This is a genomic window from Pseudomonas sp. BRM28 (genome assembly GCF_002939405.1).
GTDB lineage: Bacteria > Pseudomonadota > Gammaproteobacteria > Pseudomonadales > Pseudomonadaceae > Aquipseudomonas > Aquipseudomonas palmensis.
The window spans coordinates 4,122,306-4,135,719 of record NZ_PEFV01000001.1 but is presented as its reverse complement, the minus strand read 5'-3'; the positions used below and the strand labels follow the sequence as shown (position 1 = coordinate 4,135,719).

The 13,414-nt window shown below is 64.4% G+C and carries 14 protein-coding genes; 4 read left to right on the top strand and 10 right to left on the bottom strand.

Annotation, left to right across the window (positions count from 1 at the left end; all coding sequences use genetic code 11):
* Positions 1-20: 20 nt before the first annotated feature.
* Positions 21-494, bottom strand: coding sequence for a DUF4399 domain-containing protein (locus tag CR917_RS19465; RefSeq protein WP_104572822.1), 474 nt, complete (start codon positions 492-494; stop codon positions 21-23).
* A 229-nt stretch (positions 495-723) separates the two neighbouring features.
* Between CR917_RS19465 and CR917_RS19460 the strand changes: the two genes are divergently transcribed.
* Positions 724-1,263: a transporter substrate-binding domain-containing protein gene (locus tag CR917_RS19460; RefSeq protein ID WP_104572821.1), complete on the top strand. Its 540-nt coding sequence runs from the start codon at positions 724-726 to the stop codon at positions 1,261-1,263.
* On the opposite strand, the gene CR917_RS19455 is transcribed toward CR917_RS19460, so the two are convergent.
* On the bottom strand, positions 1,260-1,748 hold the full coding sequence (locus CR917_RS19455) for a DUF523 domain-containing protein (RefSeq protein ID WP_100634264.1): 489 nt from the start codon (positions 1,746-1,748) through the stop codon (positions 1,260-1,262). The two genes, CR917_RS19460 and CR917_RS19455, sit on opposite strands and share 4 nt — an antisense overlap.
* A 1-nt stretch (position 1,749) precedes the next feature.
* A complete protein-coding gene (locus CR917_RS19450) occupies positions 1,750-2,382 on the bottom strand; it encodes a 2OG-Fe(II) oxygenase (RefSeq protein WP_043863436.1) in 633 nt (210 codons plus the stop codon).
* Positions 2,383-2,496: 114 nt separating this feature from the next.
* On the opposite strand from CR917_RS19450, the gene CR917_RS19445 reads away from it, so the two are divergent.
* Entirely contained in the window at positions 2,497-3,246 is a 750-nt protein-coding gene (locus CR917_RS19445) for a DUF2059 domain-containing protein (RefSeq protein ID WP_043863435.1), read from the top strand.
* Here CR917_RS19445 and CR917_RS19440 read toward each other — a convergent pair whose 3' ends face one another.
* Positions 3,247-4,176, bottom strand: a complete 930-nt coding sequence (locus CR917_RS19440; RefSeq protein ID WP_058541761.1) for an alpha/beta hydrolase — start codon at positions 4,174-4,176, stop codon at positions 3,247-3,249.
* A 163-nt stretch (positions 4,177-4,339) separates the two neighbouring features.
* Here CR917_RS19440 and CR917_RS19435 point away from each other — a divergent pair, with 163 nt between their 5' ends.
* The gene (locus CR917_RS19435) at positions 4,340-4,897 is read left to right on the top strand and encodes a DUF6436 domain-containing protein (protein ID WP_043863433.1); all 558 of its coding nucleotides are present in this window, start codon (positions 4,340-4,342) and stop codon (positions 4,895-4,897) included.
* On the opposite strand, the gene CR917_RS19430 is transcribed toward CR917_RS19435, so the two are convergent.
* Positions 4,894-5,442: a sugar O-acetyltransferase gene (locus CR917_RS19430; RefSeq protein ID WP_043863432.1), complete on the bottom strand. Its 549-nt coding sequence runs from the start codon at positions 5,440-5,442 to the stop codon at positions 4,894-4,896. The two genes, CR917_RS19435 and CR917_RS19430, sit on opposite strands and share 4 nt — an antisense overlap.
* 100 nt (positions 5,443-5,542) lie before the next feature.
* Here CR917_RS19430 and CR917_RS19425 point away from each other — a divergent pair, with 100 nt between their 5' ends.
* The gene (locus tag CR917_RS19425; RefSeq protein WP_104572820.1) at positions 5,543-7,915 is read left to right on the top strand and encodes a penicillin acylase family protein; all 2,373 of its coding nucleotides are present in this window, start codon (positions 5,543-5,545) and stop codon (positions 7,913-7,915) included.
* Positions 7,916-8,017: 102 nt separating this feature from the next.
* Here the strand turns inward: CR917_RS19425 and CR917_RS19420 are convergent, their stop codons facing one another.
* From CR917_RS19420 to CR917_RS19400, 5 genes are all read right to left on the bottom strand, one after another.
* Positions 8,018-8,911, bottom strand: coding sequence for an ABC transporter permease subunit (locus CR917_RS19420; RefSeq protein WP_043863430.1), 894 nt, complete (start codon positions 8,909-8,911; stop codon positions 8,018-8,020).
* Positions 8,908-9,789, bottom strand: coding sequence for an ABC transporter permease subunit (locus CR917_RS19415; RefSeq protein WP_173925095.1), 882 nt, complete (start codon positions 9,787-9,789; stop codon positions 8,908-8,910). Before CR917_RS19415 ends, CR917_RS19420 begins: the two co-directional genes overlap by 4 nt.
* Before the next feature lie 35 nt (positions 9,790-9,824).
* Positions 9,825-10,967, bottom strand: a complete 1,143-nt coding sequence (locus tag CR917_RS19410) for an ABC transporter ATP-binding protein (RefSeq protein WP_043863428.1) — start codon at positions 10,965-10,967, stop codon at positions 9,825-9,827.
* Between the two features lie 58 nt (positions 10,968-11,025).
* On the bottom strand, positions 11,026-12,120 hold the full coding sequence (locus tag CR917_RS19405; RefSeq protein WP_043863427.1) for a polyamine ABC transporter substrate-binding protein: 1,095 nt from the start codon (positions 12,118-12,120) through the stop codon (positions 11,026-11,028).
* A gap of 164 nt (positions 12,121-12,284) precedes the next feature.
* Complete coding sequence (locus tag CR917_RS19400) at positions 12,285-13,382, bottom strand: polyamine ABC transporter substrate-binding protein (protein ID WP_043863426.1); 1,098 nt, start codon at positions 13,380-13,382, stop codon at positions 12,285-12,287.
* Positions 13,383-13,414: the final 32 nt, after the last annotated feature.

Here is a 13,414-nt window from a genome sequence, read left to right as displayed (position 1 = left end):
CCTTTTTTCATGCCCGCGATTTACTTCACGGTCACGGTGATCTTCTTCGATTCCACGCTTGGCTTGAACGGCACGTGGAACTTGTCGCCCAGCACCAGTTGCAGGGTGTGCTTGCCAGGGGTCAGGGTCAGCTGGGTTTCGGTCTGCGCCTTGCCAAAGTGCAGTACCTGCGGGCCGGCGGGCAGCGGCTGGCCGTTTTCCGGCATCAGGCTGGTGGGCAGCACCTGGTCGGCAGCCGGCGCCTTGTCGACGTCCACCAGCAGGTGATGATGGCCGCTATGCGGGGTGGCGTCGCCGGCCGGCTTGAGTTCCATGCCTTCGATGCCAAACTTGACGGTGAAGGTCTTGTCGACGGTGGCGCCATCGGCCGGGGAAACGATGAATACCTTGGCATACTTGGGTGGTGCCTGGCTCACCAGGCCTTCGGCGGCGGCCAGCGCGGACACGCCCATCAACAAACCAGCGACGGCAGCACGCGAAAATAGGCTCTTCATTCACTTCTCCTGTGATTTACTTCGGTAACCCTTACCCCTGAATACCAGGGCAACGGTTCATTACGATAGATCAATTGCGCCAAGGCAAGCTTTAAAAAACGCCACGGAAAAATCTTCCCTGGCATCTAACATCCTCGGCCAAGTGCGGTCCTAGACACTGTTCGACCGCGACACACACAAAAAGTCGCGGCGACCGGACTCACTGCCAAAGACCAGGAAAGGGGCTTAGATGCGTTTGACTATTGGGGTACTGCTCACGGCCCTGCTGACCCCGTTGGCCCATGCCGAGCTGATCGACGAGGTCAACGATCGAAATGAACTGCGTATCGCGATCAGCGTCGATTCCTCGACCAATATCCGCAAGCAAGGCCAGTGGACCGGCTTCGAGATCGGGTTGGGCCAGGCGTTGGCCAAGGAGTTGGATGTAGGGGTGGAGTTCGTGCCCGTCGACCATGACGAGTTGCTGGACGGTGTGGAAAGCGGCCGTTACGACATCGCCCTGGACCAGATCACCGCCAGCCCCGAGCTCAAGCAGCGCCTGGGTGTCAGCGAACCCTATACCGACGGTGACGACGACAAACGCTATGTGATGCCCTTCCAGAAGGACAACCCGGCCTTCGAGAAAGCCTTGAACGCCGCCCTGCAGCGCATCAAGGACAACGGGCGCATGACCGAGCTGGCGCAGCAGGCGGCGCGGCCCGCTGTCGAGCCCCAGGCCCAGACCCACACCGAAGCGGCGGATGCTGCCGTGGACACCGACGCACCTTAAGCGTCGAGGGCCCCCAGGGCCTGCACGGCCGCGTCCAGCTCCAGTTCGCTGAACACCTGCACCCCGGCCCGGCGCAACAGCGCCGTGGTCACGCCCTCACCTTCCACCCTGGTGCCGCTGAACGTACCGTCATAGGTCAGCCGGTTGCCACAGGACGGGCTGCCCGACTTGAGCACGGCCACCCTTATGGCGTGGCGCTGCACCAGTGCCAGCGCCAGGTGCGCGCCCTGCACGAACGGCGCGGTCACGTCCTCGCCGGCTACCGTCACCACCCGGGCCTGGCCTTCCAGCACCGCACTGCCCTGCCCACCGGGAATTTCCGCAGGTGGCCGCGGGGTCGGCAGGCCGCCGGCGACCTCGGGGCACAACGGCACCACGCGACCCTCCCGCTGCCAGCCCTGGAGCACATCCGGATGCCCGCTGGCGCGACCGTCATAGCGCACCGGCTGCCCCAGCAGGCAGGCGCTGACCAGAACCTTGTGCATGCTAGAAGGGCTCGTTGCCGCGCCGACGGAACCAGCCGGTGAGCGACAACCGCTCGCGGTTGGCCGGCAGCACTTCGTGGGGGATCTCGCCGGAGAGGAACACCACCAGGCAACCGCCGGTCGGCTGCACATCGTGTTCCACATTGTCCTTGAGGGTCATGCGCAACTGCCCGCCATGTTCGGGCAGCCAGTCTTCGTTGAGGTAGATCACCGCCGAGACCATGCGCCGGTCGTCGTCGCGAAAGCGGTCCAGGTGCTTGCGGTAGAAGCCGCCGGGCGGGTACAGGGCGAAGTGGCACTCGAAGTCTTCCAGGCCCAGGAACAGGCCGCGGTTCATCGCTTCGCGCAGGCCGTCCATCAACCCCAGATACTGGTCGCAGGCGTCCGAGTCACCGGGTTCGAGCCACTGGATATGGTCGTTGCGAATACCTTCGCGTACTTCCTGCGCGGGCCCTCGCCCGACCCCCGCAGGGGCCAGTTCGCCCTCGGCGGCGCGGCGGCGGCACTCGGCCGCCAGTGCCCGCGTCAGCGGGGCCGGCAGGAACAGGTCGTGCTGCGACCAGCCACGAGTGGCCAGGTCGTCGACGATGCGCGACAGCAAGGGGTGATCAAGGGATATCTGCATGCCGCGCATAGTATCGAGCCGCCAGCAAAACCGACAGCGCCACTTGGCCGAGAGTGTGCATTGGCGTCTCGACAAAGCCCCGCCGGGCCACGGACAATAGCGGCCTGCCGACAGGAGTCCTGAATGCGCCGTTTGTTTTTTCTGCTGTTGATGATCTGCACCACGCCTGTCCTGGCAGATACCCACGACCAACTGTACAAGGTTGCCGGGTGGCCGGAGCAGCGCGCCCACTTCACCGATGCCCTCGATGCCGCCCAGCAGCGCTATCGCAGCAGCCTGCCGCCTGCAGTCTTCCAGGCCCTGGTGAACAACAGCAACCAGCGTTTCGAACCCACCGCCGTCGACCGCCGCGCCGAAGCCCAGTTGCGCGCCAACCTCAGCGACCCCAAGCCTGCGCTGGCGTTTTTTCAATCCCCCCTGGGGCGCAAGATCGTGGCGGCCGAGCTGCTGGCCACCCGCCGTGACCAGTTGGCCAAGAATGCCAAGGGCCTGCCCAAGATCGAGGCCAGCGACAGCCGCCTGCTGATCATCGGCCACCTGGCCCAGGCCCTGCCGGCCCGCGAGGCCGGTGCCGAGGTCAGCCTGGCGATTGCCGGGGTGGCGGCCGACAGCCTGAGCCAGATGATCCCCGGCCTGCTCGGTGGCAGCCAGGCCCAGGGCCTGCTCGACGGGCAGCGCCAGCGCCTGATGCAGCAGATCGAGGCCGACCTGAACAACACCCTGCTGTATGTGTATCGCGGGCTGTCGGATGCCGAACTCGATGCCTTTGCAAGCTTTGCCGAATCGCCCGAAGGCAAGGCGTACTATGCCGCCGCCCTGGCCGCAATCCGGGCTGGCCTGGCGGTCGGTCAGAGCACCTCCGACCTGCAGTGATCAGCCCAGGCGCTGGCCGATGAAGGCAAAGTAGTCTCGGCGTATTGCCGGCAGCTCGTTGACCAGGTGGTGGCGGGCTTCGGGCATCAGCAGAATCTGCGGTTCGGCGAACTTGGCCTTGAGCACCTCAAGGTTGTACGGCCAGTCCACAGTCATGTCGGCCTGCCCCTGCACGATCAGCGGCTGGCGCGGGCTGCATGGCGCCACCTCGATACGTTTGACCCACGCCATCAGCGCCCCGACCCAGGCGGTGGGCAGGCGCCGCGGCTGCAGCGGGTCGGCCTGCAGGAACGGCAAAAAGGTCGGGTCGTTGCTGTTCTCGCTGAAGCGCCGCTCGATGCCGGTGACGAAGTGGCGCAGCACCTGATAGCTGAATTTCGACCAGCGCCACGCACGCGGGCGTACCAGCGGCGCCAGCAGGATCACCTGGCCCTGGGCCGGGCTGTGCGCGCCGTGGTGCAGCAGGTGGTCGACCAGGATGGCGCCGCCGGTGCTCTGCCCGCACAGGTGCCAGGGTTGCGGCAGGTTCAGCGCCTGGCCCTGCTCGAACAGCGCCTGCAGCACGTCCTGATACACCGCAAAGTCATCGATGCTGGCGCGCTCGCCGCTGGACAGCCCATGACCCGGCAGGTCGCAGGCGATGACCGCGAACTGCCGGGCCAGGGCCCATTCGATGGCGTGGCGGTAGAGGCCCATGTGGTCGTAGAAACCGTGCAGCAGTACCAGCGTCGCCACAGGCGCGGCGGGCAGCCAGACCTGGGCGACCAGCTCGAAGCCTGCGGTGTCGAAACGCCCCAGCCAGCTGTCGACGCCGGGGATGTCCAGGCTGTAGAAATGCCGGTACGCCTGCGCCTGGGTCGACAACGGCTGACGCGCGGCCAGCGGTTGCAGGCTGGCACGCAGGGAGTCGGGCTGGAATGACGCGGGCATGGAAGTTACCAACAACGGGGCAAAGGATTGACCTGTGATATTCATCTGTTGCGAACGGCGTGGCAAGCTGGGGGACTTTTTTGTTGCCTGTGCCGCCCCCTCGCCCGTAGGCGCCGGCCTTGCCGGCGAAAAGATACACCCCTTTCCAGAATTGGTACCCCCGATGCCCCGCCACCTGCTCACCGGCCTCACCCTGCTCCTCTGCGCCGCCGGCCTGTGGTGGGCCTACGACAGCTTCCAGGGCCGCTACCTGCGCCCCTTCGACAACCACACCGCACTGTTCGCCGGCGACACTCTGCGCCTGCCGGAAGACATCGCCGGCCCCGGCCCCGTCCGCCTGGTGCACTTCTGGGACCCGGCCTGCCCCTGCAACGTCGGCAACCAGCAGCACCTGGCCGAGCTGACCGAGCACTTCGCCGCCCAGGGTGTGGAGTTCTACGTGGTGCAAAAGCCCGGTACCCACGGCCAACTGCCCGCCACCCTCGGCGCGCTCAAGCCACTGGCCGATCTGCCCGGCGCCGAGCACCTGCCGGCAAGCCCTGCGGTAGCGATCTGGGACCGCAACGGCCAGCTCGCCTACTTCGGCCCCTACAGCGAGGGTGCCACGTGCAATTCGAGCAACAGCTTCATCGAGCCCATTCTGCTGGCCCTCACCCAGGGCCGCAGCGTGAACGCCACCCACACCCTGGCGGTGGGCTGCTATTGCCCCTGGGCCGGCTAGCGTACCCGTGCCGGGTTGCCCATCGCTGTCGCCCCCGCCGGCACATCGCGGGTCACCACTGCGCCCGCGCCGATGATCGCATCATCACCAATGCTCACCCCTGGCAGAATCAGCGCACCGGCACCGATCCACACGTTGCTGCCGATGTTCACCGGGCGCCCGCTCTCCAGCCCCGAACGGCGGATGGCCGGATCGCGCGGATGGTCGGCGGTGAGGATCTGCACACCGGGGCCGATCTGGCAGTCATCGCCGATGTGCACCTGCACCACGTCGAGGATCACGCAGTTGAAGTTGACGAACACGTTGGCGCCCAGCGTGATGTTGTAGCCGTAGTCGCAATGAAACGGCGGCCGGATCACCGCGCCTGCCCCCACCTTGGCGAAGTGCTCGACCAGCAGGGCATGACGCTGCTCGTTGAGCAGTTCGGGGGAATGGTTGTAGCGGTACATCCAGTGCTTGTTGGCGATCTGCTCGGCCTGCAGCTCGGGACAGCCGGCATGATAGAGCTGGCCGGCGAGCATTTTCTGCTTTTCACTGAGGTTCATCGGACCGTGGCTTCCTGGGATGGGTTAAGTTGCAGGGTCTATCCTGTGCCGAACATCTGACCGGCCAGGGCAAGGAACGATCCTCGCACAAGGAGCCCCGATGAAACGCAGCCTTACCCTTCTTGCGGTGCTCATCGCCGCCGTCGCCGGCGGCGGCTACTGGTATGCCCACAGCAAGTTGCCGCAACGCACCGGCGAAGTCACCGTGGCCGGCCTGCAGGCGCCGGTAAGCGTGCGCTACGACCAGCGCGGCGTACCGCACATCCAGGCGCAGAACGAAACCGACCTGTACCGCGCACTGGGCTACGTGCACGCCCAGGACCGCCTGTTCCAGATGGAAATCACTCGGCGCCTGGCCAATGGCGAACTGGCCGAGGTACTGGGCCCCAGGCTGGTGGAGACCGACACCCTGTTCCGCAGCCTGCGCATTGCCGAGCAGGCGCGCAGCATGGTCGCCCGCCAGGACAGGCAATCCCCGGCCTGGCTGGCCCTGCAAGCCTACCTGGAGGGCGTGAACGCCTGGCAGGACTCGCACCCCAGGCCCGTGGAGTTCGATGTGCTGGGCATCACACCGCGCCCGTTCACCGCCGAGGACACCCTGAGCATCGCAGGGTTCATGGCCTACAGCTTCGCCGCCGCGTTTCGTACCGAGCCGCTGCTGACCTACGTGCGCGATCACCTGGGCAAATACTACCTCAGCGACTTCGAACTGGGTTGGGACCCCGAAGGCGCGGTGCAGACCCCGCCACACCTGGCCGCCGCCGACTGGCGCAGGCTGGGCCGCATCGCCCAGGTCAGCCACCAGGCGCTGGGCGATGCGGGCCTGCCGCAATTCGAGGGCAGCAACGCATGGGCCGTCAGCGGCAGGCTCACCGCCAGTGGCAAGCCGCTGCTGGCGGGCGACCCGCATATTCGCTTCTCGGTGCCGTCGGTGTGGTACGAGGCCGAACTGTCGGCGCCGGGCTTTCACCTGTACGGCTACCACCAGGCGCTGAACCCGTTCGCCTCGCTGGGACACAACCGCGAGTTCGGCTGGAGCCTGACCATGTTCCAGAACGACGACCTCGACCTGATCGCCGAGCAGGTCAACCCGGACAATCCCGAACAGGTGAAGATCCACGGCCAGTGGCACGACCTCACCTCCACCCAGCAGCAGGTCCGGATCAAGGGGGAAGACCCGCTCACCCTCACCCTGCGCCGCTCGCCGCACGGGCCGATCATCAACCCCGCCGTCAGTGGGCATGAAAACGGCACGCCGATCGCGATGTGGTGGGCATTCCTGGAAACCGAGAACCCGATCCTGGAAGCCTTCTACGACATCAACCGCGCCAACACCCTGGACAGGATGCGTGCGGCCGCCGCCAAGATCCACGCCCCCGGCCTCAACCTGGTATGGGCCAACGCACAGGGCGACATCGGCTGGTGGGCGGCAGCGCAGTTGCCGATCCGTCCGGACGGGGTGAACCCGGCGTTCATTCTCGACGGCAGCACGGCCCAGGCCGACAAGCTCGGCTTCTACCCGTTCAGCGCCAACCCGCAGCAGGAGAACCCCGCCGCGGGCTACATCGTCTCGGCCAACTTCCAGCCGGTGTCGCCCACCGGCATGGTCATCCCCGGCTACTACAACCCGCCGGACCGCGGCCGCCAGCTCAACAACAACCTGGCCTCGCCCGGCGTGAAGTGGGACCTGCACAACAGCCAGGCGTTGCAGCTGGACACGGCCACCGCCTATGGCCCGCACCTGCTCACACCGCTGCTGTCGGTGCTGCGCCAGGTGGTCACCGACGTACACGAGCGCGAGCTGGTCGAGCAACTGGCCGCGTGGCGCGGCGACTACCCGGTGGAATCGACCAGCGCCACGCTGTTCAACCAGCTGCTGTACGAATTCGCCCGCGCCGCCACCCATGACGAGCTCGGTGACGAATGGTTCGAGACGCTGCTGTCGACGCGCATGGTGGATACCTTGCTGCCGCGCCTGGCCGCAGACGTGGATTCGCAGTGGTGGGCGCGCAAGGGCAGCAACGCGCACAGTGACCGCGAAACGGTGGTCAAGCTGGCCTGGGACAACACCCTGGCGCACCTGCGCACCACCCTGGGCAAGGACCCGGCGAACTGGCAGTGGGGCAAGGCGCACACGTTGACCCACGGGCACCCGCTGGGTGCGCAGAAGCCGCTGAACCTGCTGTTCAACGTGGGGCCATTCGCGGCGCCGGGCGCGCATGAGGTACCGAACAACCTGTCATCCAGAATCGGCCCGGCACCGTGGCCGGTGACCTACGGGCCATCGACGCGGCGCGTGATCGATTTCGCCGATGCAGGGACGGCGCTGAGCATCAACCCGCTCGGGCAGAGCGGCGTGGTGTTCGACAGGCACTATGCCGATCAGGCGCAGGACTATATCGACGGCAGGTATCAGCGGGCGCTGATGGGGTTGGCGGGGGAGACCGAGGGGACGTTGCGGCTGGTGCCCTAGGGCTGCTGTGCAGCCCATCGCGGGTCACGCCCGCTCCCACAGGGGTCTGCGGTGTTCGCAAAACCTGTGGGGGCGGGCGTGACCCGTGATGGCTTTTTCAGATCAGGCCGAGACCTGCGCCGCAGTGGCGCGGCGCACGTCCGGCTGCTTCCACGAGTCCGCGGCGCTTTCTTCGATGGCTTGCTGGATCGCGCGCTTGCGGCGCTCTTCGGCACGGCGGCTGAAGTACCAGACCATGAAGGTCACCAGCGACACGCTGAGCAGGATCAGGCTGGCCACCGCGTTGATCTCAGGCTTCACGCCAAGGCGCACCGCCGAGAACACTTCCATCGGCAAGGTGGTCGAACCCGGCCCGGACACGAAGCTGGCCAGCACCAGGTCGTCCAGCGACAGTGCGAACGACATCATGCCGCCCGCCGCCAGCGACGGCGCGATCATCGGGATGGTGATCAGGAAGAACACCTTCCACGGCCGCGCGCCCAGGTCCATGGCCGCCTCTTCGATGGACAGGTCCAGCTCGCGCAGGCGGGCCGACACCACCACCGCCACATAGGCGGCGCAGAACGTGGTGTGAGCGATCCAGATGGTGACGATGCCGCGCTCCTGCGGCCAGCCGATCATCTGCGCCATGGCCACGAACAGCAGCAACAGCGACAGACCGGTGATCACCTCAGGCATTACCAGCGGTGCGGTGACCAGGCCACCGAACAGCGTGCGCCCCTTGAAGCGGGTCACACGGGTCAGTACGAACGCCGCCAGGGTACCCAGCGCCACCGCGGCCACCGCGGTGTAGCAGGCGATCTCCAGCGAGCGCATCACCGAGCCCATCAGCTGGGTGTTGTCGAGCAGGCCCACGTACCACTTCACCGACCAGCCCCCCCACACCGTCACCAGCTTGGAGGCGTTGAACGAGTAGATCACCAGGATCAGCATGGGCAGGTAGATGAACAGCAGGCCTACCACCAACATCAGTTTGGAGAAACTGAAACGCTTCATGCCCTGCCCTCCATCTCTTTGGCCTGGCTGCGGTTGAACAGCAGGATGGGCACGATCAGGATTGCCAGCATCACCACCGCCAGGGCGGATGCCACCGGCCAGTCACGGTTGTTGAAGAATTCCTGCCACAGCACCTTGCCGATCATCAGGGTTTCCGGGCCGCCCAGCAGCTCGGGGATCACGAACTCGCCCACCACCGGGATGAACACCAGCATGCAGCCGGCCACGATGCCGTTCTTGGACAGCGGCACGGTGATTTTCCAGAAGCTGTTGAAGGTGCTCGAACCCAGGTCGGACGCCGCTTCCAGCAGGCTCTGGTCGTGTTTGACCAGGTTGGCGTAGAGCGGCAGGATCATGAACGGCAGGTACGAATAGACCACGCCGATATACACCGCCAGGTTGGTGTTGAGGATCTGCAGCGGCTGATCGATCAGCCCCAGCCACATCAGGAAGGCATTGAGCAGCCCGTTGTTGCTGAGGATGCCCATCCACGCATACACGCGGATCAGGATCGCCGTCCAGGTCGGCATCATGATCAGCAGCAGCAACACGGTCTGCATTTCCTTGCGCGCGTTGGCGATGGCGTAGGCCATCGGGTAGCCGATCGCCAGGCACAGGATCGTGCTGATCAGGGCCATCTTCAACGAGCCCAGGTAGGCCGCGATGTACAGCTCGTCCTCGGTCAACAGGCCATAGTTGGCCAGGTTGAGTACCAGCTGCACCTTGTCTTCGAGGTAGGTGAAGATCTCGGTGTACGGCGGGATCGCCACGTCGGCTTCGGCAAAGCTGATCTTCAGCACGATGAAGAACGGCAGCATGAAGAACAGGAACAGCCACAGGAACGGCACCCCGATCACCAAGTGACGCCCTTCGGGTATCAATCGCTGAAACGCTCGCTTGAGCTTGCGCGCTGTCATGACCGCAGGACCACGCCGCTGTCGTCTTCCCACCACACGTAGACCTGGTCATCCCAGGTCGGCCGGGTGCCCTGGCGCTCGGCGTTGGCGACGAACGACTGCACGATCTTGCCGCCTGGCAGCTCCACGTAGAACACCGAATGGCCACCCAGGTAGGCGATGTCGTGCACCTTGCCGTGGGACCAGTTGAACTCGAAGCTCGGCTGCTCGGTGGTCACCAGCAGTTTTTCCGGCCGCAGCGCATAGGTGATGCGCTTGTCTTCGACCGAGGTGGTCACACCGTGGCCCACGTAGATCTTGCGCTCGAGCTCGGGGCTGGCGATCAGCGCGTGGCCCTCGGCGTCCTCGACCACTTCGCCTTCGAACAGGTTGACGTTGCCGATGAACTCGCACACCAGGCGGCTGGTGGGGGTTTCGTAGATATCGATGGGGCTGCCGATCTGGGCAATCCAGCCCAGGTGCATGATCGCGATGCGCTGGGCCATGGTCATGGCCTCTTCCTGGTCGTGGGTCACCATCACGCAGGTCACGCCCACGCGCTCGATGATCTCCACCAGTTCCAGCTGCATCTGCGAACGCAGTTTCTTGTCCAGCGCGCCCATCGGCTCATCGAGCAGCAGCAGCTTGGGCCGCTTGGCCAGCGAACGGGCCAGGGCCACACGCTGACGCTGGCCACCGGAGAGCTGGTGCGGCTTGCGCTTGGCGTACTGGGTCATGTGCACCAGCTTGAGCATCTCGGCCACCCGCGCCTCGATCTCGTCCTTGCTCATGCGGTCCTGCTTGAGGCCGAAGGCGATGTTGTCGGCCACGCTCATGTGCGGGAACAGCGCGTAGGACTGGAACATCATGTTGATCGGCCGCTCGTAGGGCGGCATATCGGTGATGTCCACGCCATCGAGGAAGATCCGCCCTTCGGTCGGACGCTCGAACCCTGCCAGCATGCGCAGCAAGGTGGACTTGCCCGAGCCGGAGCCACCGAGCAGCGCGAAGATCTCGCCCTTCTTGATCTCCAGGGACACATCGTCCACCGCTACGGTTTCGTCGAACTTCTTTGTAACCCGGTCGATCTTGACCAGCACCTGTTTAGGTTGCTGATCGCCTTCTAGGGCTTTCTTATAGGCACCGGAGGCAACTGCCATGTGTGAAACTCCCAACAAGATTTTGGTGCCCGCCCCTGCCGTGACGGGCCCTGGATAGTTACTTGCCCGACTTGATCTTGGTCCAGCTTCGGGTCATCAAACGTTGCACTTTGGGGGGTAACTCTGAGTTGACGTACAGCTTGTCCAGCACCTCTTGCGGTGGGTAAACCGCTGCGTCGGTTCGCACGCTCTGGTCCATGAGTTCGCCAGCCTTGGGGTTCGGGTTGGCGTAACCGACGTAATCGCTGACCTGGGCGATGACCTCAGGCTTGAGCAGATAGTTGATGAAGGCGTGGGCCTCTTTGACGTTCTTGGCGTCCTTGGGAATCGCCAGCATGTCGAACCAGAGGTTGCCGCCTTCCTTGGGGATCGCGTAGGCGATTTCCACGCCCTTGCCCGCCTCTTCGGCGCGGGACTTGGCCTGGAACACGTCGCCGGAGAAGCCGGCGGCCACGCAGATGTCGCCGTTGGCCAGGTCCGAGATGTACTTGGACGAGTGGAAGTAGGTCACGTAGGGCCGTATGGCCAGCAGCTTCTTCTCGGCGTCGGCGTAGTCCTTGGGGTTGGTGCTGTTGGGGTCGCGGCCCATGTAGTTGAGCACCGCCGGCAGCATCTCGTCGGCCGAGTCGAGGAACGCCACGCCGCACTTGGAGAGTTTCTTGATGTTTTCCGGCTCGAACAGCACGGCCCATGAATCGATGGTGTCGGTGCCCAGCGCGGCCTTGACCTTCTCGACGTTGTAGCCGATGCCATTGGTGCCCCACAGGTAGGGGACCGCGTACTGGTTGCCCGGGTCGTTCTTCTCCAGGCGCTTCATCAGGGCCGGGTCGAGATTGGAATAGTTGGGCAGCAGCGTCTTGTCGAGCTTCTGGAACGCGCCCGCCTTGATCTGCTTGCCGAGGAAATGGTTGGACGGCACCACCACGTCATAGCCGGTGCGACCGGCCAGCAGCTTGCCTTCCAGGGTTTCGTTGGAATCGAAGACGTCCTGCACCGGCTTGATGCCGGTCTCCTTTTCGAAGTCCGCAAGGGTGGTCTGGCCGATGTAGTCCGACCAGTTGTAGATATGCACCGTGGGCGCCGCCTGGACACTGATCGCCAGCGTCAGGCTCGCTGTGGCCAGGACGGCCTTGCGAAAATGTGAAGTAGACAAGTGGGAGGTCCTCTACAAAAGTGCCCGAGTCGTTTGGCAGATACGCCTGCGGTACCGACAAACCGGCGCGCAACTTACCTTCGATACACCCATCGAGCAAAAAGAATTTGCCCTCGAGCCCCGTTCAGGCACTGTTTTTCAGTGCCTGACGGGAAAAACCGGATTTATTTGCCCGATTTGATCTTGGTCCAGCTGCGGGTGATCAGGCGCAGGGTGCCTGCATCCAGGTCGCTGATCGCGTACAGGTGCTTCTTCACTTCATCCGACGGGTAGATGCTCGGGTCGCCGGAGATGTCCTTGTCCACCAGAGCGGTGGCTGCCTTGTTGCCGTTCGGGAAGCGCACGGCGTTGGTGATCTCGGCCATGACTTCCGGCTGCATCAGGAAGTCCATGAACTTGTAGGCTGCTTCGACATTGGTGGCGTCCTTGGGAATCGCGACCATGTCATAGAAGGTGCCGGCGCCTTCTTTCGGAATGCTGTAGGCCAGCTTGACCTTGTCGCCCGCTTCGTGGGCACGGGCCTTGGACTGCTCCAGGTCACCCGAGTAACCCACGGCCACGCAGATGTTGCCGTTGGCCAGGTCCGAGATGTACTTGGAGGAATGGAAGTACGCCACCGATGGGCGAATGCTCAGGAACAGGTCTTCGGCGGCCTTCAGGTCTGCCTTGTCCTTGCTGTTGGTCGGCTTGCCCAGGTAATGCAGGGCCGCCGGGATCATTTCGGTCGGTGCGTCGAGGAAACTCACGCCGCAGCTCTTGAGCTTGGCGATGTTTTCCGGCTTGAACACCACGTCCCACGAGTCGATCTTGTCGACGCCCAGCGCGGCCTTGACCTTCTCGGGGTTGTAGCCGATGCCGATGCTGCCCCACATGTACGGGAAGGCATGCTTGTTGCCCTGGTCACTGGCATCGCCCACGGCCTTGAGCAGGTCTTCGTCGAGGTTCTTCCAGTTCGGCAGCTTGGACTTGTCCAGCTCCTGGTACACACCGGCCTTGATCTGCTTGGCCAGGAAGTTGTTGGACGGTACCACCACGTCGTAGCCCGACTTGCCGGCCAGCAGCTTGGCTTCCAGGGTTTCGTTGCTGTCGAACACGTCGTAGACCACCTTGATGCCCGACTGCTTCTCGAACTTGGCGATGGTGTCCGGCGCAATGTAGTCGGACCAGTTGTAGACGTGCAGCACCTTGTCGTCCGCCTGAACAGCACCGGCCATCAACCCCGCGAGGGTAGCGGCCAACAGCGTCTTGCCCATTTTCTTCATGCGTAATGCTCCAGAATTTTTTATAGAAACCA